Here is a 19,408-nt window from a genome sequence, read left to right on the forward strand (position 1 = left end):
ATCTCCACTTCCAAAATATGGAGACAGTCTCCACTTGTCAACGCGAGGCCCCCACATGACCGACCCCAAGCCGCTGCGCGCCGACGCCCGCCGCAACCGCGACGCCCTGCTCGCCAAGGCCCGCGAACTGTTCGCCGAGGGCCGCTACGACCTGCGCTTCGACGACTTCGCCACGCTGGCCGGGGTCGGCGTCGGCACGCTCTACCGGCACTTCCCCACCCGGGAAGCCCTGGCCGAGGCGGTCTACCGGGAAGAACTCGCCGCCATGTGCGACCGGGCCCGCGAGGCGCAGACCACCCTGCCCGCCGACGAGGCGCTGGAGTCGTTCCTGCGGGGATTCGTGGCCCACCTGCACGACCACGAGGGCCTCGCCCGCACCCTGTCCACACTGATGGCCGCCCGCTCCGGCGCGCTGGCCGAGGGCGCAGAGGCCCTCGGTCGGGCCGTCACCGACCTGCTGGCCGCCGCCGTGCGGGCCGGGAAGATCCGCGACGACGTGGGAGCCGGCGCGGTCATGATGGCCCTCCAGGGCATCTGCGCGGCCTACGGCCACCCGGCCTACCGGCCCGACGCGGACGGGGTGATCACCCTCGTCCTCGCCGGACTGCGCCGACCGGCACGATGAGCGCGGCCCGCGCCCCTACCGCTGGTGGCGGGGGAACGCGGGCCGGGCAGGAAGCCGGGGCGGGGTGCGGGCCGCTCGTGGCTGCCCGTACCCCCGCCGATGGCTCAGGTGTCGTAGCGGCAGGTACCGCCGGTGTTCGCCGTGCAGTCGTTGAGCTGGAGGCTGTCCAGGTTGATGGCCTGGTTGCCGGTGGTCGACTGGGTCGGCACGTTCACCGTGATCCGCACGCTGGCGGCGTTCGCCGGGGCGGTGGCGGTCGTCCGGTACTCCAGCCAGTTGCTGGCGAGCGTCTCGGTCGCCCCGGTGCTGGTCGACAGCAGGGTGCCGCCCGAGTTGTACCAGGCGAGCTGGAGTTGGGTGTTGACCGCCACGCCACTGCGCAACCGGGTGAACAACTTGTACGTCCGGCCGGCGGTGACCGTTGCCCGGTTCGTCAGCGAGATCGACGACGTGTTGGACGGCCCGGTGTAGGTGTTGAGCTGGACCGACCGGCGGCCGTCGAAGTAGGTGCAGGAGTTCGTCGAGATGCCGCAGGCGGGCGTCACCTGGTGCCAGCCGCCCGACGTGGTGAACGTCGACGTGCTGCTGCTCGGGGTGGCGGCCTCGACGGTGCGCTGTTCGGCGGTGAGCAGGTCGTTGTTCGCGCCCACGTCGCAGCAGACCGGGGCGGTCAGCATCGGGTGGTTCGCGACGTTCACCTTCGCCGTCGACGGGCTCGGGTCGATGTAGAAGCTGGCCGACAGCTCACTCGGGTCGTAGTAGCTGCGGAACCCCGGGTCGGTGTTCCAGTTGTCCCACCAGCCGTACATGATGTCGGGGACGTAGGAGGCCCCCGTCTCGGCCATCCAGGCGTGCCCCGCGCCGAGGACGTGCAACAGTTCGTGCCCGGCGACACCGGTGGTCCACGACTCGGTGACCGCCGAGCAGTGCACGCCGCTGGAGTTGCCGCCGGTCGGGCACTGGTAGGCGTCGGAGTTCGACGCGAAATCGGTGAAGACCAGGTAGATCCGGTTGCTGTCCTGGTATCCGGCGGAGATCAGGTCACTGCGGACCGTGCTGGCGGGGGTGTTCGGGTTCGCCCCGGCGTCGATCTTCTCGGGCACGACCAGGGAGCGGGCGTAGCCGGCGTACGTGCTGGTGTCGTACCCGGTGCGGCAGCTGAAGTTGTAGTGCTGGTCGTAGTTGGTCGACTCGTCGAGCGCCCAGTCGATCCGGTCCACCACCTTGGCGATGTACTCGACGTTGGCCTCGTAGTTGTTGCCGACGCCGTCGTGCCAGGCGTAGATCACCTGGACGGCGGGGGTCGCCCCCGTCGGTGCGGCCGGGTTGGCGACGGTGGACTGGCAGCCGCGCTTGGGCACGGTGGGCATGCTCGGTTGCGCGTACGGCTGGGCCGCCTCGGTGCCTGGCCCCCAGGCCAGGGCAGCGGTGGGGGCGGAGACCACCGCGAGGGCGGTGGCCAGGGCGGCGGTGACGACGGCGGTGAGGGTACGCGGCCGTCGGGTCCGGAACGGGGACCGGGGCAAGGGTGCTCCTCGATTGGTGGGGGCACTGCCGGTGGGCAGCGCTTTCCATCCAAACCGAGTGACATGACATACATCAATGTAAATGAATGGTGAGCAAGGTCATTCCCAGGTCCTGGGTAAATGCTTGTCCCGGCGCACATAACGTGCAGTAAGCGAACGGTCACGGTGGGCGTCGGTGGTGGAGCCGGCTCACGCGGGCCACCCCGACCTGCCCGACCTTCGACCACCGCTCCGCAGGGCGGTGGATCCCCACCCGCGAGGCGTTGCCGTCAGCCGCGCTCCGGCCGCTGGCGGCAGAGGTACACGTCGTAGCCGCCGAGCTCGTACCGAGAAACCACGTCGACGCCGAGCGCCTGGGTGGACCGGGCGAAGTTGACCGACATCGCGCCCGACGAGGGAAGGACGTAGGCCACCCGAGCGGACCCACGGACCTGGTCCCGGTACGGCCGATAGCGATCGAGACCGGGCGACAGGTCCTCATCGAGGACGGCGCACCGCACCTGCTCCCGACTGCGGTAAGCGAGCCGGTTGCACGTCCAGTACCCGGAATAGACGTGGCTGACGCCGGCCGTTCGCAGACCGTCCACAAGTCGCTGTTCATCGTCGGCCTGAGCGGCGTAGTCGGACCGGTGGGCGATCAACTGCCCGGTGGCGACCGACAGACCGACGAAGAACGCACCGGCGAGTGCGATACAACCAGCGGCCAGGAATGCACCGCCCAGGCTCGGACCGGTCACCCGCCGTCGGATTCCACCATGGTCGCCAGAGGTGCCGGACCCCACCTTGCCGACCACGGAGGCCGCACCGACCCACAGCGGCCAGAGAACGGCTGGCAGCGACACCAGCCCATAGTGGAGGTAGCGGGCACTCTCGACGGGGGTCATCGCCGACGAGGAACTCGCGACATACGCGGCGAGGGTCATCGCGGCACCGGCGACGAGCGCCAACCGGCCGGCGTGCACGCGACGTCCACCGCCGTCGGCGCGACGAAACGCGGCGACCGCGACGGCCGTCGCCGCCACCAGCAGGACAAGATAGGTCGGCCCCCACCACAATTGCCAGGTGGCACAGTGGCTCGGCGCACACAACCCGGAACTCAGCGGTAGGCCGACCAGGACCGCGCCGTGCAACCTGTCCGACCAGGCGGCCGGCTCGGTCGCACCACTGAGGGAAAGCAACACCGAAAACGAATCGGGGCGGCCCGGGCGAAGATTGAACACGATCAGTGGCGCCGCACCGAGGAGGAATCCGCAGACCGCCAGGGACACCCGACGTAGCGTCATCCCCGCCCGTCCCACCCATGCCACGAGCAGGACGGCGGCGGCAACGTACGGCAGGGCGAGCCAGTGGGTCCAGACGATGTAGCCGGCCAACCCGCCCCACACGACGAGCATCGTCCTTTGCTTCTCCGGCCGCAGGACCAGCAGTACGGACGCCAGCATGAGGCCGGCGACGGCGGTGGCGACGTCGGAATAGCCGCCGGCGCCGATGATCTGATCCTTGACCACCCGATCAGACCCGAACGCCAAGACTGCCGTGACGAAGACGGCAAACCAGGAAGAATAGAGGGTACGCGTCAACCGGAAAACGAGGAGGAGGAACACGGCGTACATGACGAGTGCCGGCAGCCGCAGGGTCCACCAGTGCGTGCCGAACACCTGCACCAACGGAGCCGCAAGATAGGAATAGAAGGTGCCCATGTAGTCCTGGCCGTAAAAGAAGGTCGGCCAATCCCGGCCCTCTCCGATGTGCAGAGCCGCCAGGCCGGCGGTGCCCTCGTCGCTGTTGGCCGGCGGGACGTCCACAGCTATCAGAATCGCCCGGTAGACGACACCCACAAGGCCGAGAATTGCTGCCGCGCACCATGGAAGCGACTTCCGCAGGCGAATCCCCGCAGTGGCTCCCACTGCCGTGTCTCCTGCGTTTCCCACCCGCCCGACGAGGTTGTTGCTTTCCGCCAGCTTTGCCACGGCCCCCCTTTCCGAGCGGCGTCCACATCCCCATCGGGCCGTACCGGGCGATTCTGCCACAGCGTGCGGCGGGCACCGGCCGCTGCGGAGCGGTTGTCGTTGGCCTGCCCGGCCGGGCCGCAAAGGTGGACGGTGGCGGCAACGCGCCCCATCTACCGACGGAGGGGTATCTGTGCGCCCGGCAGGATTCGAACCTGCGGCCTTGGGATTAGAAGTCCCCTGCTCTATCCGCTGAGCTACGGGCGCGCGGCGTACGTGTCGCGCCAAGAGGGTACCGCCGACCCCCTGCCATCCGGGGGCACGGGTCGCGTCCGGACAGGCGTGATCAGCGTCGCACGACACCCCCCATCCGGGCACCCGGCTTCCGGCCGGCGCGTCGGCCCGTACCCTCGGTCCGTGCTGCTGGAACCGGACACCGAGAACGAGGTCGCCTACGAGCTGTGCCAGCTCCTGGGCCGGGCCATCCTGCCGGTTCACACGGCAGGTGACCCGGGCACCGCCTTCTTCCTCGACCACCCCGGGGGCGGTTTCCTGCTGACCGCCGATGTGGTCGCCGCGCAGGCGCGGTGGCTCGGCCTGCGGCCCAGCATCACGGAGCCGACCGGCACGGCCGGGGAGTCGCTGACGCTTACGGACCTGCCGGCGCGGTGGGTGCGCGATGCCCGGCTCGGGGTGGCCGTCCTGCCGGCCGCCGCCCTGCACGGGTTCGCCGCCGGGCAGGGCTGGCGGTGGCGGGTGCAGCCGGTGCCGGCCGCGGTCGCCGTCCGGGCGGACGACCTGGCCGGCTTCGGTGCCGGGCCGGTCACCGCGATCGTGCTGGCCCTCGGCGTCGGCGTCGACGGCGCCCGACCGCTGGAGGTCGCCGTCGAGCGTGCCGTCCGCGACGGCGACTCGCTGCGCATCGCCGCCGTCCTCCCCGCCGGCTACGTCGGCGCCCCCGTCTTCGGGGTACGCCCCGACGCCGACGGGGAGATCGGCCTGCGCTGCCTCGGCGTGGTCCTGCCCGGGGACGGTGCACCCGGGGACGGGCATCCGGTGGCGACCCTCGACCGCGTGCTCGCCGCCCTCCCCGCCACCTGACCCGCCGCCGTGCCCGCCTAACCAGGCGGCGTGGTCGTCGACCCGGCGGCGGAAGGCGTCGGGCCGGCACCGAGGAACGCGTCGGCCCAGCGACCGGCCTCGGCGAAGACCTGCTCGCGGACGGCGGGGCCGGACAGCACCAGGTCGTGCTTGCCGCCGTCGAAGCGGGTCACGGTGACGTGCCGGCCGAGTCGGGGCGCCCAGCGGACCATGTGTTCCACGTCCAGCACCGCGTCGGCCAGCGCCGCCGAGTCGTGCCAGCGGGTGCCCCGGAAACTCCGGGTCGAGCAGGCCATCAGCACCGGAACAGGGATGTCCAGCCCGGCGCGGAGCTGCCGTTGGGCGGTACGGATCGCGGTCAGCCAGCCGGCCCGGACGGGGAACCCGGCGAGCGGCTTCCAGGCCAGGTCGTACGTCCACTCGCCGCGATGGTCGGCGTGCAGGCTCTCGCCGTACACGGTGCCCAGGCCGAAGGGGAGGATGCGGTGCGGCGCGCGACGGCCCAGCCGGGCGACGGCCGCCGCGAGGGGTCGACGGACCACCCAGGGGGCGTTGAGGTCGAAGAAGGGGCTGTTGAGGACGAGCCCGTCGACTCTGCCGGCGTCGCGGCGGGCGTGCGCCCAGAGCGAGATGATCAGGCCGCCGGTGGAGTGGCCCATGGCGAGCAGGGTGTCGTGCCCGTCCTCGTCGCGGATGATCTTGGCGGCGGCGTCCAGCTCGGGGAAGTAGTCGCTCAGGTCGCGGCAGAAGTTCGGGGTCTGGTGGGGTAGCAGGCTGCGGCCGTACTTGCGCAGGTCGAGGGCGTAGAAGTCCCAACCGCGCTCGGCGTAGAAGTCGGCCAGGTGGGTCTGGAAGAAGTAGTCGACGAAGCCGTGCACGTACAGCACCGCACGCCCGGTCGGGCGCTCGGCACGCCGCCGGACCAGCGTCGCGACCACCGGCCCCTCGTCGTCGGTGCCCAGGTCGATCGTCTGCCGCTCGTACGGCGGCCCCAGCACGTCCTGTTCCACGACCGCGACGCTACGCCCGCCGACTACCCGGCGGTAGCCCCGGTGCCGGGGTGGCCGAACCCCACGTCGACGCGACGGGTCACCCCCACCCGGCGTGACGCCTGGGCAGGGGCGACCCGGTGACCGGTCAGGCGGTTTCGGCGTCCACCCGGTCGGTGTCGTTGTCGGCGTCGAGGTCCGGCAGCGGCGCGGGGACGGGCTGGGCCATCTCCCGGATGTGCTTGTTGTGCCGGGGCTCCTGCTTGGTCTTGGCGTCGTTGAGCTTGCGGCGCAGGTCGTCCCGGGCGTCGTTGAGGGCGGCCCGCAGATCCTCCTCGCTCGACGTGGTGACGATCTTCTGCCGACCGGCGATCCAGCACTCCAGGGTGACCTTCTGCCCGCGCGCCTCCCGGTCCTTGACCGACACCTCCAGCTCGGTGGCGTCGGCGTGGAAGGCGGCCAGCCGGGCGTCCAGGGTGCCGAACTGCTCGACGATCCAGTTCCGGTCGCCCTGGGAGAAGCCCGCGCCCATCCGCAGGCACTCGGCCACGGTCGCCGGGTTCGTCACCGCGCTCATCGCCGCACCTCCCGCTCGGTGCGGACGGAACCGGTGGTGCGGAGCGGGGTCCGAATCATCAGCACTGCCTTTCTCTTCGGACGTCGTGCCTGGTGGTACCTGGTTGATCAACTCATTACCCAGTCGGGGTCGACCTCACTCCGGGTAACGCCGTCTTCTCGGTGTCGTTGTCGCTCGATGCCGGTCGTTGCCTCCGATGCCGGTCGTCGCCCCGCCCCTGCGGTGGCCTCTGGTCCCATCCTGGTCCCGGCCCGGCAGGGTCCTCCAGGGCCGGTCGACCTAGCACGACGGGACCTTGATCAGGTCGTCGTCCACAGGCGCTCCGGTTGTCCACAGGGCGGGGCGCGGGGCTCGCGTCGTCCCGCCGCGCGGGTCAGGCTCGGTCCGAGTCGACTCGCCACCGCATCCACAGGACCCCTGGGAGGGGGAACGATGTTTGACACTTATGTAACTGTTGTCGGCAACGTACTGACCGCGCCGGAGTGGCGTCGTACCGCGCAGAGCAACACCCTGGTCGCCAACTTCAAGGTGGCCTCGACCGCCCGCCGCCTCAACCGGGACAGCGGCCGGTGGGTGGACGGCAACAGCCTCCGCGTCCGGGTCAACTGCTGGCGCAAGCTGGCCGAGGGGGTGGCCGCCTCCGTCATGGTCGGCGACCCGGTGGTGGTCGCCGGGCGGCTCTACACCCGCGACTGGACCGACGACGCCGGCAACCACCGGGTCCTCTACGAGTTGGAGGCGGTCGCGGTCGGCCACGACCTGTCCCGGGGCCGGTCCCGCTTCCTGCGCAACCGGCCGAGCATGGCCACCAGCGCGGTGGAGGACGACGAGGCGGCCCAGCGGGTGCAGGGTGAGCCGACCGAGCCGGTCCCGGTCGGGCAGGCTCCCGCCGGGCCCGACGACCGGCCCCTCGACGACGACTTCGAGCTGTCCGGCTTCGGCTTCCCGCGCGCCGGCCACGACCTGCCCGGCAGCGGGTACGCCCCGGCGACCGACCCGTTCGACGACGAGCCCGACGACGACCTCACCCCGCTGCCCGACGACGGGACCGACACCGGTGACGACCCGACGGCCCGGTCCGGCGACTGGGCCGAGCCGCACCGGTCGGGCGAACAGAGCCGGTCGGACGGACCGGGCGGGCCCGGCGGTGCGGTGCGATCGGTCGGCGAGGGGCAGCCCGACGGCGCGGAGCAGCCGACCGACGAGGGGCAGCCGACCGACGAGGGGCAGCCGACCGACGAGGGGCAGCCGGCCGACGGAGGGCAGCCGGGCGACGGAGGGCAGCCGGGCGACGGGGACCGGTCCGGTGGCGCGGGCCGGTCGGGTGGTGCGGTGGCGACGCCGGGCGAGGTGGCCCTCGGTCCGGCGGGTCGGGCCCGACGTGGCCGGGGCCGGGTGCCGGCCCCCGCCTGAGCCGCCGACCCGCGCCGGGGAAGGGGCGCGGGTCGCGGTGCGTACGAACGGGGGCGGGGTGGCGACGGCGACGTGGCCACCCCGCGTACGACTAGGCTGGCCGGCCGGAGGTGGTGCGGGTGGGGCGGCGCACAGCGGCGGCGGACGCGGTCGGCCTGGTGGCCGGATACGCGCTGGACAGCCTGCTCGGCGATCCACGGCGCTGGCATCCGGTGGCCGGTTTCGGTCGGGCCGCCGGTGCCCTGGAACGTCGGGTCTACCGCGCCGATCGTCGGGCGGGAACGGTCTTCACCGCCGTGGCCGTGGGTGCGCCGGTGCTGCTCGGTGCGGTCGCCAGCCGGGCCACCCGGCGACACCCGGTGGCCCGGGCCCTGGTCGTGGCCGCCGGCACCTGGACCGTGCTCGGCGGTCGGACCCTGCGCCACGAGGCGACGGTGATGGGCGCCGCCCTGCGCGCCGGTGACCTGCCGACGGCCCGGCACCGGCTCGGACACCTCTGCGGCCGGGACCCGTCCCGGCTCGACGAGAGCGAGTTGGCCCGCGCCACCGTCGAGTCGGTCGCCGAGAACACCTCCGACGCGGTGGTCGCCCCGCTGGTCTGGGGTGCCCTCGCCGGGCTGCCCGGCCTGCTCGGCTACCGGGCGGCCAACACCCTCGACGCGATGGTCGGGCACCGCTCACCCCGCTACGCCCGGTTCGGCACCCCGGCCGCCCGGCTCGACGACCTGCTCAACCTGGTGCCGGCCCGACTGACCGGGCTGCTCACCGTCGCCGCCGCGCCCACCGTGCACGGCGACCGGGAGCGGGCCTGGCAGGTCTGGCGACGGGACCGCCACGACCACCCCAGCCCCAACGCCGGGCAGTGCGAGGCGGCCATGGCCGGCGCGCTGGGCGTCCGGCTGGGTGGCCGCAACGTCTACTTCGGGCGGTCCGAGGTGCGACCGTTCCTCGGTGACGGCCCACGCCCCGAGGCCCGGCACCTGAAACGGGCCGGCCGGCTGTCCGGGACGGTCGGCCTGGCCGCCCTCGCGCTGGCTGCCGCCTGGCCGTTGACCGGCCGCCCGCTGACCACCGCCGCCGGCCGCACCCTGCTGCGTCGACCGGCCCGGCAGATCGTCGCCCGTCTCGGCACCCCCGGCCGGGTGAGCGGACGGTGAGCGGAGGGCTGCTCGTCGCGGGCACCACCTCCGACGCGGGAAAGAGCGTGCTGACCGCCGGCATCTGCCGCTGGTTGCACCGGCAGGGGGTCGCCGTCGCGCCGTTCAAGGCGCAGAACATGTCGAACAACTCCGCCGTGGTTGTCGGCCCCGACGGACGCGGCGGCGAGATCGGTCGGGCCCAGGCGATGCAGGCCGCCGCCTGTGGCCTCACCCCCGACCTGCGGTTCAACCCGGTGCTGCTCAAGCCGGGCAGCGACCTGGCCAGTCAGGTGGTGCTGCTCGGGGAGGCCGTCGACACGGTCACCGCCGGCAACTTCCGTACCCTGCGACCCAGGCTCGCCGAGACGGCGTACGCGGCGCTGGCCGAACTGCGGGCAACGTACGACGTGGTGATCTGTGAGGGGGCCGGCAGTCCCGCCGAGATCAACCTGCGGGCCGGCGACTACGTCAACATGGGGCTCGCCCGGCACGCCGGTCTGCCCACCATCGTGGTCGGTGACATCGACCGGGGCGGCGTGTTCGCCTCGATGTTCGGCACGGTCGCCCTGCTCGACCCCGCCGACCAGGCGCTGATCGCCGGCTTCGTGATCAACAAGTTCCGGGGTGATCTGGGTCTGCTCCGCCCCGGGCTCGACATGCTGCACCGGGTGACCGGCCGGCCCACCTACGGGGTGCTGCCCTGGCAGCTCGACCTGTGGCTCGACGCCGAGGACTCGCTGGCCTACGGGCGGGTGCTCGGCCGGCCCGCCGCCCCGTACGGCACCGAATGGCTCGACGTCGCGGTGGTCCGGCTGCCCCGGATCAGCAACGCCACCGACGTGGAGGCCCTCGCCACCGAGCCGGGGGTCCGGGTCCGGCTCACCGTCGAACCCGCCGAGTTGGCCGCCGCCGACCTGGTCGTCCTGCCCGGCTCCAAGTCCACCGTCGCCGACCTGGCCTGGCTGCGGGAGACCGGGCTCGCCGAGGCGGTCACCGCGCACGCCGCCGCCGGCCGGCCGCTGCTCGGTATCTGCGGCGGGTTCCAGATGCTCGCCACGGCCATCCACGACCCGGTGGAGAGCCGGCAGGGCAGCGTCCCCGGCCTGGGCCTGCTGCCCATCGAGATCACCTTCGATCCGGGCAAGACCGTCCGGCCCGCCGTCGGCACCGCCGCACCCGACGTCCCGGTGCGCGGCTACGAGATCCACCACGGGTTCGTCTCCGCCGCCGATCCGGCGCTGCCCCCGCTGCTGCACCACGCCGACGGCCGTCCCGAAGGTGCCCGGCTCGGCGCGGTGCACGGCACCCACTGGCACGGTGCGTTCGAGTCCGACGGGTTCCGCCGCCGGTTCCTCACCGAGGTGGCCCGGTCGGCCGGGCGGCACGGCTTCACGGTCGCACCCGACACCAGCTTCGCCGCCGCCCGCGAACGCTCCCTCGACCTGCTCGGTGACCTGGTCGAGGAGCACCTGGACACGGCCGCGCTGTGGCGGCTCGTCGAGACCGGCGCCCCCGCCGGCCTGCCGTTCATCCCGCCCGGCGCACCACCGACGAACTGACCGTCCTGCCCGCACCGGGCCGGTCGCGGCGATCGTGCCGCCCGTGGCCCGGCCACCGGCGGGTCGTCAGAGCCGGACGTCGGTGGCCCCCGCCGGGCACCTTTCAGAAGCGGGCCTCGCCGTCGCCGGCCCGCTCAGAGCCGGACGTCGGCGGGGCGGTCGGACAGGGGCAGCCCCGCCTCCCGCCACGCCTGCACACCGCCCGTCATGTCGGTGGCGTTGCGCAGGCCCAACGCCTGGAGGCTGGCCGCCGCCAGGCTGGAGCTGTAGCCGTGCCGGCACACCACCACGATCTCCCGGTCGTAGCCGGTCGACTCGGGGATGCGCCAGTCGCTGGCCGGGTCCAGCCGCCACTCCAGCACCGTCCGGTCGATGACGATCGCGCCGGGCAGTTCCCCCTGCTCGCGGCGTTGACCCTCGGTACGCGTGTCGACCAGCAGCGCACCCGCCCGTACCGCCTCGACCGTCTGTTGAGGACTCAGCCGCCGCAGCCCGGCTCGGGCCTGTTCCAGCAGGGCGTCCACACCGGGACTCATCACGTCATTGAGCACGTCCAGATCATGCCCCGGCCCCCGCACCCCCGCCTGACGAACAGCACTCCCCACGGCGGAACCAGGCTCACGGGGGACACCCGCTAGCGTCACCGGTGTGACGGTGGCCCTGGTGGAGGCGTACGCGACGCTGGCCCGCCGGGTGCTCGGCGGACCCGCCCGGTTGGGGCGTACCCGACTGGTGGCCGTTGACGGGCCCAGCGGCGCGGGCAAGAGCGTGTTCACCGCGCGCCTCGCGGACGCCCTGGCCGCCCTGCCCGACGGCGGGCGGCCACCGGTGGTGCACACCGACGACCTGCTCGACGGCTGGGACGACCAGTTCACCTTCTGGGCCCGGCTGGAGCGACGGGTGCTCGCCCCGCTGCGGGCCGGCCGACCGGGGTCCTACCAGCGGTACAGCTGGGTGCGGCGGGCGTTCCTGCCCCGCGCGGTGCCGGTGCCGGTCGTGCCGGTGCTGCTGCTGGAGGGGGTGAGCGCGGCGCGGGCGGCGATCCGGCCGGAGCTGACCCTGTCGGTACAGGTCACCGCCCCGGCCGGGCTGCGGCTGCGCCGCGCGCTGGACCGGGACGGGGTGCAGCTCCTGCCGGAGCTGCGGCGCTGGCACGCCGGGGAGGAGGCCCACTTCGCCGCCGACCGGACGGCCGCCGCCGTGGACCTGGTGGTCGACGGGGCACCGACGCTGCCGCACGACCGGGACCACTACTACGTCCGCCGCCCGCCGCCCGTCACCCCGGTCGACCCGGCCTGACTCCGTTGACCCCGGTCTGACGCCCGTGCAGGGGACGGCCGCGCGGCCCGGCCGCTGCCGGTTCCGGCTCGCCGGGTACCTCCCGGTAAGGCCGGCATACGATGCCGGTCATGACCTCACCGATCATGTCCGAGTCCGAGGTACGGGCCGCCGTCGCGCGGGAGCTGCCCGGTGTCCGTGCCGACCTCGAACGCCTCGTCCGCATCCCCGGCATCGCGTTCGAGGGCTTCGACCACTCGCACGTCGAGCGCTCCGCCGAGGCGGTCGCCGAGTTGCTGCGCGGCTGCGACCTCGACGTGCGGATCGTGCGGTCGGGCGGCCAACCCGCCGTGATCGGGACGAGGGCCGCCCCGCCCGGCGCACCCACCGTGCTGATGTACGCCCACCACGACGTCCAGCCCGTCGGCGACCTGTCGCTGTGGGAGTCCGAGCCGTTCGAGCCGGTCGAGCGGGACGGCCGCCTCTACGGGCGCGGCGCGGCCGACGACAAGGCCGGCATCATGGCGCACGTCGCCGCCCTGCGCGCCTTCGGTGACCGGCTCCCGGTCGGCGTGGTGCTGTTCATCGAGGGTGAGGAGGAGTACGGCTCCGACTCGCTGGAGCGGCTGCTCGCCGAGCACCGGGAGGAGATCGCCTCGGACGTCATCGTGATCGCCGACTCCACCAACTGGGACGTGGGCGTACCGGCCCTGACCACCTCGCTGCGCGGCGTGGTCAACCTGTTCGTCGAGCTGCGCACCCTGGACCACGCGGTGCACAGCGGCATGTTCGGCGGTGCCGTGCCGGATGCGCTGACCGCGCTGGTGCGCCTGCTGGCGACCCTGCACGACGATGCCGGAGACGTGGCCGTCGCGGGCCTGACCAGCCGGACCGGTGCCGCCGTCGACTATCCGCAGGACCGGTTCCGGGCCGAGGCCGGGCTGGTCGAGGGGGTGTCGCTGATCGGCAGCGGCCGGATCACCGACCGGCTGTGGACGAGGCCGGCGTTGGCCGTGCTCGGCATCGACGCCCCGGCCACCGGTGAGGCACCGAACGCGCTGGTCCCGGCGGCGAAGGCCAAGCTGAGCGTACGGCTGGCGCCGGGTGACGACCCCAAGCGGGCGTACGACGCGGTGTGTGCCCATCTGGAGCAGCACGCCCCGTGGGGTGCCCGGGTGGCGGTGACCCTGGAGCACGACGGCGACCCGTGTGTCATCGACGCGTCGGGGCCGATGTTCGACGCGGCCCGCGCGGCGTTCCGGGCCGCCTGGGACGGCACCGAGCCGGTGGACATCGGCGTCGGCGGTTCGATCCCGTTCATCGCCACCTTCCAGGAGATGTTCCCGCAGGCGGCGATCCTGGTCACCGGGGTGGAGGACCCGCACGCGCGGGCGCACGGCCCGAACGAGAGCCTGCACCTCGGTGAGTTCGCCCGGGTCTGCCTGGCCGAGGCGCTGTTGCTGGCCGGGGTGGCCGAGCAGGGGCGGCAGGCCGGTTAGGCCGCGGAACCACAAATTTCGGGGTCGTTGTCGGAGTTTGCGGCGTGTCGGACGGCAGCCTGGTATAGCCTTTCGAACATGCGTACGAACGACGTGATGACGCGGCTGGAAGCCGCCGTGAGCGCTCTGGGAGACGTCGACGTCTCCGCGTGGCCCGAGGACACGCTCAAGGAACAGCTCGGCGAGCTTTCGGCGGTGTTGGTCGCCCTGGACGGGGTGTTGTCCCGGGTCGCCGACGGCGTCCGCGCCCGGGGTCTGCGCATCGAGGAGCCCGTCTCGGCCTGAGCCGTGGTCCGGGTGGTCACACCCGGTGCCGTTGGGGAGGACGGCCCGATCGGGACGACCCGGGTACGGCAATACCCGGGTGATGTCGGGGGTGGCTGGCAGGATGAGGTGCGTGCGGTTCCTCGACCTGGCAGCCACCTCCGCGGCCGTCGCGGCCACCTCCGGCCGACGCGCCAAGGTGGAGTTGCTGGCTGGCGCGCTGCGGGCGCTCGACCCGTCCGAGGTGTCGGTCGGCTCCGGCTATCTCGCCGGTGAGCTGCGCCAGCGGCAGACCGGCGTGGGCTGGGCCAGCCTGCGCGAGCTGCCGCCACCGGCCGCCGAGCCGACCCTGACCGTGACCGCTGTCGACGCGGCGATCGACGAGATCGCCGCCGTGCACGGCCCCGGTTCCCAGGCCCGCCGCCGGCACCTGCTCGCCGCCCTCCTGGGTGCCGCCACCGCCGACGAGCAGCGGCTGCTGGTCGACCTGTTCCGTGGCGAGCTGCGCCAGGGCGCCCAGGCGGGCCTGCTCGCCGATGCCATCGCCCGGGCCGCCGAGGTGCCGGTGACGGCGGTCCGCCGCGCCCTGCTGCTCGCCGGTGACCTGCGGGCCGTCGCGCTGGCCGCACGCACCGGCGGGGCCGCCGCGCTGGCCGGGTTCGGGCTCCAGGTGGGCCGGCCGCTCGCGCCGATGCTGGCCCAGAGCGCACCCTCGGTCGATGCCGCGCTCCAGGCCACCGGGGTCCCGGCGGTGGTCGACGTGAAACTCGACGGCATCCGCATCCAGGTGCACCGCAACGGCGACGACGTCGCGGTCTTCACCCGCAGCCTCGACGAGATCACCGACCGGGTGCCCGGCGTGGTGGCCGCCGTGCGTGCGTTGCCGGCCCGGGAGCTGGTGCTCGACGGCGAGGCGATCGGGTTGGACACCGCCGGCCGTCCGTTGCCGTTCCCGCAGACCTCCAGCCGGGCGGCCCGCCGGGCCACCGCCACCGCTGCGACCTCCGCCGACGGTGCCACTGCCGCCGACGGTGCCCCCGCCGCCAGCGCTGCGGCCGACGTGGCCCCGCTGGCCGAGGCGACCGCGCTCACGCCGTACTTCTTCGATCTGCTGCACCTCGACGGCGACGACCTGATCGACCTGCCCGGCCGGCAGCGGTGGGCCCGGCTCGCCGACGTGGTCGACGGGTCGCTGCTGGTCGGTCGGGTCGAGGTCGACGACCCCGAGCAGGCCGGCGCGGCGTTCGCCGCCGCGCTCGACGCCGGTCAGGAGGGGGTGGTGGTCAAGTCTCCGGACGCCCCCTACGACGCCGGTCGCCGGGGCACGGCCTGGGTCAAGGTCAAGCCCCGGCACACCCTCGACCTGGTCGTGCTGGCAGTGGAGTGGGGCAGCGGCCGGCGGGAGGGCTGGCTGTCCAACCTCCATCTCGGCGCGAGGGACCCGCGCACCGGCGAGTTCGTCATGCTCGGCAAGACCTTCAAGGGGCTCACCGACGAGTTGCTGCGTTGGCAGACCGAACGCTTCCTCGGGCTGGCCGTGGAGCGCGGCGACTGGGTGGTGCGGGTCCGTCCCGAGCAGGTGGTCGAGATCGCCTTCGACGGGGTGCTCGCCAGCACCCGCTACCCGGGCGGGGTGGCGCTGCGGTTCGCCCGGGTGCTGCGTTACCGCGACGACAAGTCGGCTGCCGAGGCCGACACCATCGACACGGTCCGGGCACTGCACGCCGGCCGGCTCACCGACTGAGCCGCACCCGGCCATCCCACCGACTGAGCCGCACCCGGTGGGACGGCCGGTCAGAGCGTGGACAGCGACCGGGCGTAGTTGACCTGGTTGTTGATCTGCTGGACCTGCGCCTGGTCGACGACCGGGATGCGGGCCACGTACTGGTGTCCGCCGTTGGTCACCGTCACCTGCACGGTGCCGTGATGCCGCGTCTCCTTGATCAGCAGGAAGAGCAGGCTGAAGATGGTCAGGCAGAAGAAGCCGAGGATGGCGCAGACGATCGCCCAACTGGCGATCTTCTCCTCCCGCTGCCAGTAGTCGGCCACGTACCAGGTGGCGCCGGCCAGGGGCAGCACGCCGGTCGGGGTGCGGATCACCGGCGGGGTGACCATGATCTCGCCGATCTGCACCGCCACCGGCTGCTGACCACCCATCGCCCCCGGCAGCGGCGGGGTGAAGTGCGGCGGGTACGGCCCCGGCTGGCCCATCGAGGCGGCGTACGGGTCGACCCCGGCGGGTGCCGGGAACGGTCCCGATGACGTGGAGAACTGGGCCGGTGGGGCCGAGAACTGGCCTGGCGATGCGGAGAACTGGGCGGGCGGGGCCGAGTACGGTCCGCCGCCCATCGACGGGGTGGAGAGGTCGACCGGCACCGCCGGGGGAGGTGCGGCCGGGAACGGGGCCGTGGGAGGTGTCTGCTGCGCCGGGGCCGGGGGCACGTCCGGCGACGGCGCCCAGGGATCGTAGGCGGGGTTCGCCGGCGTGGGCGGATCGGACGGGTACGACGGGGCGGGGTCGGAGGTCACCGCGACACCTCACGCGCGTTGAACATCCTGCGGACCATACAGCGTCCGGCGTCGCCCCGTGTTCCGGCGTTGCCCGGTGTTGCGGCGCGCAGCCCGGTGTTCCGGCGTTGCCCCGGTGTTCCGGTGTTCCGGCGTTGCCCGGTGTTTCGGCGTGGTGCCGGCCTGTCGGCCCGGCCGGGTAGATGCCTGTCGTGCGTCCTTTCGAGGTGATGACGAGAACGAGTCAGGTCGACCGGGGCGTGGTGGGCCGGGTCGCGCGGTCCCGGCGGTCGACCGGTTGATGCTGTGACGTCATCAGCTCGAAAGGACGCGTACCCATGATGCGCCGCCCCCGGCTGGTGCCAGGTCCGCCGGCGGTGGGGCGGCGCGGGTCGGCTGGGACCCGCACGGTCCGTCCGGCGGAACCGACCTGGTCGGCCGAGCCTGGTCGGCAGTGGAGCGTCGGGTGTTGCGCGAGCGGACCGTTCAGCGGGGATGGCGGCCAGGCGGAGGTGCCGGTCCGGCGGAGGTGCCGGTCCGGCGAAAGTGCCGGCCGGGCGGTCAGGCGGGCGTGACGGGTTCGGCGGCCCGGTCGACGGGCGGCTTCGGGGCGTCCAGGCCGGCGGCGCGGCGGGCCTCCCGCCGGGCCACCCAGCCGTAACCGAAGAGCGTCATCGCGGCGAACAACCACCACTGGACGACGTAGCCGAAGTTCTGCCAGTTGTTGGTGTGCCCGATCGGCACCGCCCGGAACGTCGGGTCGTTCGCCGGGGTCTGCTCGTCGAGCAGCAGGTACGCCCCGTGCAGCGGGTACGGCAGCTCGCGGGCCAGCTTGTCCACGGTCACCCGGCGGGTCTCCAACCGGCCCTCGCGCCGGTCCACCCCGTTGCCGCCGCTCTCGGTGGGGTGCACCCGGCCGACGACGGTCACCTGACCGGTCGGCAGCGCCGGCACCTCGGGCATCGCCAGCGCGCCGCCGGGTGCCGGGGGGACCCAACCCCGGTCGACCAGCACCGCCGTGCCGTCGTCGAGCACCAGCGGGGCGAGCACCTCGAAGCCGACCCTGCTCTCCACCGTCCGGCCCCGGACCAGGACGACGTTCGCGGCGTCGTACCGGCCGCTGACGGTGACCCGGCTCCATTCGTCCTGCTCGGCGGGGGCTGGGCCGACCGTGCCCGCGCCGCCGGTCGGGGCGGGCAGCGTCGACCGTAGCGGTGCGGGGGTGCCCGCGGTGCCGGCGTCGATGCGTTCGTTGACGGCGGTGCGCTCCCGGTAGCGGTCCAGCTGCCAGTTGCCGAGCAGCACCATGACGGCGGCGGCGACCAGGGTCAGCGCGAGGATGCCCAGCCAGCGTGGGGTCAGCAGGAACCGGTACACAGCACGAGGCTACCCGTATGACCGGGGCCACCCTCCGCGACGGCCCGGGACCGGCCCGGGTGGCACCGGATCGGCGGTCCCACCTGTTGATGCGGGCGGGTATGGTCACGCGAGCGGATCGCCGCCGGTGTTCCTGGCGGCCGTCCGGGTCACCGTCCGTCACCACCGAGGAGTCGATGATGACTGCCGTGCCGCGCCTCGTGTTCAGCGCGCCGTCCTCCGGTCACGGCACCAATGCGCTCTCCGTCGGCCTGCTGGCGGCGCTGGCCGACCGGGGGCTCGACGTCGCCGGTTTCAAGGTCGGCCCGGACCACGTGGACGCCGCGTACCTCGGCCTGGCGGCCGGCCGTCCCGGTCGTAACCTCGACCCCCGGCTGATCGGGGCCGACCGCCTCGGGCCGCTCTTCGCCCACGGCGCGCAGGGTGCCGCGTTGGCCCTGGTCCAGGGCACCATGGGGCTGTACGACTCGGTTGCCGGCCGCCCCGAGGCGGAGTCCACCGCCGCGGTCGCGACCGCCCTGCGCAGCCCCGTCGTGCTGGTGGTCGACGTGGCGGCGATGGGGCAGTCGGTGGCGGCCCTGGTGCACGGTTTCCGCTCGTACGACGAGCAGCTCTGGTTGGGTGGGGTGATCCTCACCCAGGTCGCCTCCGGCCGGCACGAGTCCATGCTGCGGGAGGCGCTCGACGATGTCGGGGTGCCGGTCTACGGGGCGTTGCGCCGCCACGAGCTGCCCCCGGTGCTGCCTGCGCGCCGGCACGGCGTGGTGCCGGTCCTCGCCCGCGACGCCGAGGCGACCCGGGCGGTCCGCCGGCTCGGTGAGGCGGTCGCCGGCACGGTCGACCTGGAGCGCCTGCTCGCGCTGGCCCGCTCGGCACCGGCGCTGTCCGTCGCGGCCTGGTCGCCGGCCACCGGGACCCCGGTGGCGGACGCGCCGGTGGTGGCGCTGGCCGGGGGGCCCGGCGGCAGCTACGGCCACCCGGAGACCGCCGAGCTGCTGCGGGCCGCCGGGGCGCAGGTCGTCACCGTCGACCCGCTGCGTGACGAGGCGTTGCCCGCCGGGACCCGCGCGCTGGTCGTCGGGGGTGCGCTACCCGAGTCGTACGCGCGGGACCTGTCGGCCAACCGGCGGCTCTGCATCGCGGTGGCCGAGCTGGCCCGTACCGGCCGCCCGGTGCTCGCCGAGGGCACCGGCCTGCTGTGGCTGGCCCGCGAACTGGACGGGTTGCCGATGTGCGGGGTGCTGGACGCGATCGGCGCGAGCCGGGACGGTCTGGTGGTGGGCTACCGGGAGGCGACCGCCCAGTCCGACAGCGTGGTCGCCCGGGCGGGTACGACGGTGGTGGGCTACAAGCAGCACGGCGCGGTGCTCACCCCCCGGTCCGGGCCACGGGCGGCCTGGAGCTGGGAGGGTGGCACGCCCGAGGGTTTCGTCTGGCGGGGGGTGCACGCCTCCCAGCTCGGCCTGCACTGGGTGGCGTACCCCGAGATCGCGACCCGGTTGGTGACGGCGGCGGCGCTGCCGGCACCGGTCGAGGGCGTCGCCGCCCCGGCCTGACCGGCCCGGTCGGCCCCACGGACCGGCCCGACCGCCGCCCCGCCCGGG

17 protein-coding genes and 1 tRNA gene are annotated in these 19,408 nt (G+C 73.6%); 10 read left to right on the forward strand and 8 right to left on the reverse strand.

Annotated features, from left to right (window positions below; translation table 11 throughout):
• The first annotated feature begins 55 nt into the window (after nt 1–55).
• Entirely contained in the window at nt 56–625 is a 570-nt protein-coding gene (locus AB0B63_RS06515; protein WP_357015070.1) for a TetR/AcrR family transcriptional regulator, read from the forward strand.
• A 104-nt stretch (nt 626–729) separates the two neighbouring features.
• Here the strand turns inward: AB0B63_RS06515 and AB0B63_RS06520 are convergent, their stop codons facing one another.
• From AB0B63_RS06520 to AB0B63_RS06530, 3 genes are all read right to left on the reverse strand, one after another.
• Nucleotides 730–2,151, reverse strand: coding sequence for a hypothetical protein (locus AB0B63_RS06520; RefSeq protein ID WP_208570435.1), 1,422 nt, complete (start codon nt 2,149–2,151; stop codon nt 730–732).
• Nucleotides 2,152–2,420: 269 nt separating this feature from the next.
• Nucleotides 2,421–4,121 (reverse strand): hypothetical protein, encoded by a 1,701-nt coding sequence (locus tag AB0B63_RS06525; protein WP_357015073.1) that lies wholly within the window; start codon nt 4,119–4,121, stop codon nt 2,421–2,423.
• 173 nt (nt 4,122–4,294) lie between these two features.
• Nucleotides 4,295–4,367 (reverse strand) — tRNA-Arg (locus AB0B63_RS06530).
• Between the two features lie 150 nt (nt 4,368–4,517).
• Here AB0B63_RS06530 and AB0B63_RS06535 point away from each other — a divergent pair.
• Nucleotides 4,518–5,201 carry a hypothetical protein gene (locus AB0B63_RS06535; RefSeq protein WP_357015075.1) on the forward strand — a complete coding sequence of 228 codons (684 nt, stop codon included), beginning with the start codon at nt 4,518–4,520 and terminating at the stop codon, nt 5,199–5,201.
• A gap of 17 nt (nt 5,202–5,218) precedes the next feature.
• Here AB0B63_RS06535 and AB0B63_RS06540 read toward each other — a convergent pair whose 3' ends face one another.
• Both AB0B63_RS06540 and AB0B63_RS06545 read right to left on the reverse strand, forming a co-directional pair.
• A complete protein-coding gene (locus tag AB0B63_RS06540; protein WP_357015077.1) occupies nt 5,219–6,211 on the reverse strand; it encodes an alpha/beta hydrolase in 993 nt (330 codons plus the stop codon).
• A gap of 127 nt (nt 6,212–6,338) precedes the next feature.
• Nucleotides 6,339–6,767, reverse strand: a complete 429-nt coding sequence (locus AB0B63_RS06545; RefSeq protein ID WP_208570439.1) for an HPF/RaiA family ribosome-associated protein — start codon at nt 6,765–6,767, stop codon at nt 6,339–6,341.
• A gap of 432 nt (nt 6,768–7,199) precedes the next feature.
• Between AB0B63_RS06545 and AB0B63_RS06550 the strand changes: the two genes are divergently transcribed.
• From AB0B63_RS06550 to AB0B63_RS06560, 3 genes are all read left to right on the forward strand, one after another.
• Entirely contained in the window at nt 7,200–8,180 is a 981-nt protein-coding gene (locus AB0B63_RS06550) for a single-stranded DNA-binding protein (RefSeq protein WP_357015080.1), read from the forward strand.
• A 119-nt stretch (nt 8,181–8,299) separates the two neighbouring features.
• Nucleotides 8,300–9,337, forward strand: coding sequence for a cobalamin biosynthesis protein (locus AB0B63_RS06555; protein ID WP_357015082.1), 1,038 nt, complete (start codon nt 8,300–8,302; stop codon nt 9,335–9,337).
• A complete protein-coding gene (locus tag AB0B63_RS06560) occupies nt 9,334–10,878 on the forward strand; it encodes a cobyric acid synthase (protein WP_357015084.1) in 1,545 nt (514 codons plus the stop codon). The genes AB0B63_RS06555 and AB0B63_RS06560 overlap by 4 nt, the downstream gene beginning before the upstream one ends.
• Nucleotides 10,879–11,012: 134 nt before the next feature.
• Here the strand turns inward: AB0B63_RS06560 and AB0B63_RS06565 are convergent, their stop codons facing one another.
• Entirely contained in the window at nt 11,013–11,414 is a 402-nt protein-coding gene (locus AB0B63_RS06565; protein ID WP_208570481.1) for a rhodanese-like domain-containing protein, read from the reverse strand.
• Between the two features lie 112 nt (nt 11,415–11,526).
• Here AB0B63_RS06565 and AB0B63_RS06570 point away from each other — a divergent pair, with 112 nt between their 5' ends.
• From AB0B63_RS06570 to AB0B63_RS06585, 4 genes are all read left to right on the forward strand, one after another.
• On the forward strand, nt 11,527–12,177 hold the full coding sequence (locus AB0B63_RS06570; protein WP_357015086.1) for a hypothetical protein: 651 nt from the start codon (nt 11,527–11,529) through the stop codon (nt 12,175–12,177).
• Nucleotides 12,178–12,302: 125 nt separating this feature from the next.
• Nucleotides 12,303–13,655: a dipeptidase gene (locus tag AB0B63_RS06575; RefSeq protein WP_208570482.1), complete on the forward strand. Its 1,353-nt coding sequence runs from the start codon at nt 12,303–12,305 to the stop codon at nt 13,653–13,655.
• 78 nt (nt 13,656–13,733) lie between these two features.
• Nucleotides 13,734–13,940 carry a hypothetical protein gene (locus AB0B63_RS06580; protein WP_208570443.1) on the forward strand — a complete coding sequence of 69 codons (207 nt, stop codon included), beginning with the start codon at nt 13,734–13,736 and terminating at the stop codon, nt 13,938–13,940.
• A 103-nt stretch (nt 13,941–14,043) separates the two neighbouring features.
• Entirely contained in the window at nt 14,044–15,663 is a 1,620-nt protein-coding gene (locus AB0B63_RS06585) for an ATP-dependent DNA ligase (RefSeq protein ID WP_357015089.1), read from the forward strand.
• A 50-nt stretch (nt 15,664–15,713) separates the two neighbouring features.
• Here AB0B63_RS06585 and AB0B63_RS06590 read toward each other — a convergent pair whose 3' ends face one another.
• Both AB0B63_RS06590 and AB0B63_RS06595 read right to left on the reverse strand, forming a co-directional pair.
• Nucleotides 15,714–16,448: a hypothetical protein gene (locus AB0B63_RS06590; protein ID WP_357015091.1), complete on the reverse strand. Its 735-nt coding sequence runs from the start codon at nt 16,446–16,448 to the stop codon at nt 15,714–15,716.
• Nucleotides 16,449–16,988: 540 nt separating this feature from the next.
• A complete protein-coding gene (locus AB0B63_RS06595) occupies nt 16,989–17,804 on the reverse strand; it encodes an SURF1 family protein (protein WP_357015093.1) in 816 nt (271 codons plus the stop codon).
• Between the two features lie 179 nt (nt 17,805–17,983).
• Here AB0B63_RS06595 and AB0B63_RS06600 point away from each other — a divergent pair, with 179 nt between their 5' ends.
• A complete protein-coding gene (locus tag AB0B63_RS06600; RefSeq protein ID WP_357015095.1) occupies nt 17,984–19,360 on the forward strand; it encodes a cobyrinate a,c-diamide synthase in 1,377 nt (458 codons plus the stop codon).
• Nucleotides 19,361–19,408: the final 48 nt, after the last annotated feature.

Origin of the sequence: Micromonospora sp. NPDC049081 (assembly GCF_040648835.1) — a bacterium.
Taxonomy (GTDB): domain Bacteria; phylum Actinomycetota; class Actinomycetes; order Mycobacteriales; family Micromonosporaceae; genus Micromonospora; species Micromonospora antibiotica.

Bases quoted from the DNA above. Each gene is read 5' to 3' on its own strand.
- AB0B63_RS06565 (WP_208570481.1), bottom strand. From the start codon at position 11,414: ATGAGTCCCGGTGTGGACGCCCTGCTGGAACAGGCCCGAGCCGGGCTG.
- AB0B63_RS06580 (WP_208570443.1), top strand. From the start codon at position 13,734: ATGCGTACGAACGACGTGATGACGCGGCTGGAAGCCGCCGTGAGCGCT.
- AB0B63_RS06575 (WP_208570482.1), top strand. From the start codon at position 12,303: ATGTCCGAGTCCGAGGTACGGGCCGCCGTCGCGCGGGAGCTGCCCGGT.
- AB0B63_RS06550 (WP_357015080.1), top strand. From the start codon at position 7,200: ATGTTTGACACTTATGTAACTGTTGTCGGCAACGTACTGACCGCGCCG.
- AB0B63_RS06545 (WP_208570439.1), bottom strand. From the start codon at position 6,767: ATGAGCGCGGTGACGAACCCGGCGACCGTGGCCGAGTGCCTGCGGATG.
- AB0B63_RS06585 (WP_357015089.1), top strand. From the start codon at position 14,044: ATGAGGTGCGTGCGGTTCCTCGACCTGGCAGCCACCTCCGCGGCCGTC.
- AB0B63_RS06600 (WP_357015095.1), top strand. From the start codon at position 17,984: ATGACTGCCGTGCCGCGCCTCGTGTTCAGCGCGCCGTCCTCCGGTCAC.
- AB0B63_RS06515 (WP_357015070.1), top strand. From the start codon at position 56: ATGACCGACCCCAAGCCGCTGCGCGCCGACGCCCGCCGCAACCGCGAC.